Source organism: Nocardiopsis halotolerans DSM 44410, from assembly GCF_000341065.1.
Taxonomy (GTDB): Bacteria; Actinomycetota; Actinomycetes; order Streptosporangiales; family Streptosporangiaceae; genus Nocardiopsis; species Nocardiopsis halotolerans.
On record NZ_ANAX01000411.1, the window covers coordinates 1 to 1,785 of the forward strand.

Annotated in this window: 2 protein-coding genes; both read right to left on the minus strand. The window is 73.5% G+C overall.

The window, feature by feature from the left end:
• The coding region (locus D455_RS32000) for a protein kinase domain-containing protein (RefSeq protein ID WP_040685198.1) at window positions 1-460 on the minus strand (460 nt) is incomplete at its 3' end.
• Window positions 461-496: 36 nt separating this feature from the next.
• Window positions 497-1,785: serine/threonine-protein kinase (locus D455_RS0128630; protein ID WP_026123076.1), on the minus strand; the 1,289-nt coding region annotated here is incomplete at its 5' end.

Here is a 1,785-nt window from a genome sequence, read left to right on the forward strand (position 1 = left end):
CACGGTGCACCACACCCGCCCCGTGGATCGCGGCCAGGGCCTCGGCCAGGCCGACCGCCAGGGCCAGCAGCACGCCCCCGGTCAGCGGCCCGTGCCGCCGTACGTGCTGGCGCAGGGTCAGGCCGGGCACGTACTCGGTGGCCAACCAGGGTGTGTCCGCCCGGGTGTCCGCGCCCAGGAACGCGGGCGCGCAGGCGGCGCGCACCCGCGCGACCATCGCCACCTCACGGGCGAACCGGGCCCGGAAGTCGGGGTTGTCGGCGAAGTGGGCGTGGACGACCTTGACCGCCGCGCAGCCGTTGTCGGGGGCCAGGCCCGCGTAGACGGCGCCCATACCGCCCGCTCCGATCCGGCCCACCACGCGGTAGTGGCCGATGTGCTCGGGGTCGGCGCCTGTGGGCGGTTCCACGCCGGGGGGAAGGCGGCTGTCGTCGAAGGGGGCGGAAGCCGGGGAGGTCAAGGATGCGTTCCTTCTGGGTGTTCAGGGTGGTGGAGGTCAGAAGAACCGATCGGGGCCGTCCTCGTAGACGCAGCTGTCGCGCGGCATACCGTCGGTCAGGGTGGTGTCGTGAGGTCCGAGCCCCGGGGAGTCGGCAAACCAGGTGCTCTGGTCCTCCGACGCGTAGCAGAACCCTCCGGGGTAACCGAAGCCGATGCGCTGCTGCTCGTCCAGGACCTCCGAGGGCAGGTAGTAGACGGCTCCGGTGGTGGAGCCGGTGACGAACATCAGGGTGAACTCGGCCTCGGGCTCCTGCGGGCCGAGTTCGGCGAGCACTCCTCGGGTACTGGATCGGGAATAGTCCAGGGACTCCTGAGAGGGGTTGATCTGGCTCACCCAGGCGAAGTCGTCGCTGTGCAGGGTCGCCCGCCCGAAGTCGGGCAGGTACTCGACGGTGACCGTGACGGAGACCGAGCTCGTCTGCTGCTCCGCGCTGGTGAAGGTCAGCCGCAGCTGGTCCAGCGCGTCACCGCCGCCCTCGGCCGGTGCGAGCGTGCGGAGGAGGCGTGCGCCGTCCCCGGGAACCGGCTCCACGGTCACGGTTCCGGTGGCGTACAGGTCGCGGTACTCGGCAGGGACGTCCGCCAGCTCCGCGTTCTCCTGTCCGCTGCTCCGCTCCTCCGCGTCGCCCGTGCCCCCGTTCGTGGCTCCGGGGGCGGCACCGGCCGTGGCACCGCTCTCGGCCCGGGTTCCGGGGCCTCCTTCCCCGCCACCGAACGCGGCGATCCCCGTCCCCGCCAGCACGGCGAGGGCGAGACCGGCCGCGCCGACCGCCAGGCCCCGGCCGTGGCGCCGTGCCCAGGAACGTCGTGGCGGCGCGTGGTACCGCCACCGCTCGATCTGGTCCTCTCCCCGTGCCGCGAGACCGGAGGCCCCGATCATGATCCGGGTGGCCTCCGTGTCCGGGGTACCGCCCGAGGCGGCGCCGAGCAACGCGGTCGTCTCCCGCAGCGCCGTGGCCGCGTCCGGCCTCCGCGCGGGATCCTTGTCCAGGGCACGCCCCACCAGCCCCAGCAGGCCCTCGGGGAGCCCGTCCAACTCCGGTGGTTCGGACAGGATGCGCGAGGCCATCACGTCGGGTCCGCCCGAGCCGAAGGGGTTGCGCCCGTTCGCCGCGAAGGCGGTCATCACCCCCCAGGCGAACACGTCCGACCGGCCCGTGGCCTCCTGACCCGCGTACTGCTCGGGCGCGATCCATCCCGGGGTTCCGACGAGGCCGCCGGTGCGGGTGAGCGCGGTTCCGTCCACCGCCCGCGCGATGCCGAAGTCCAGCACCTTGGGGCCGG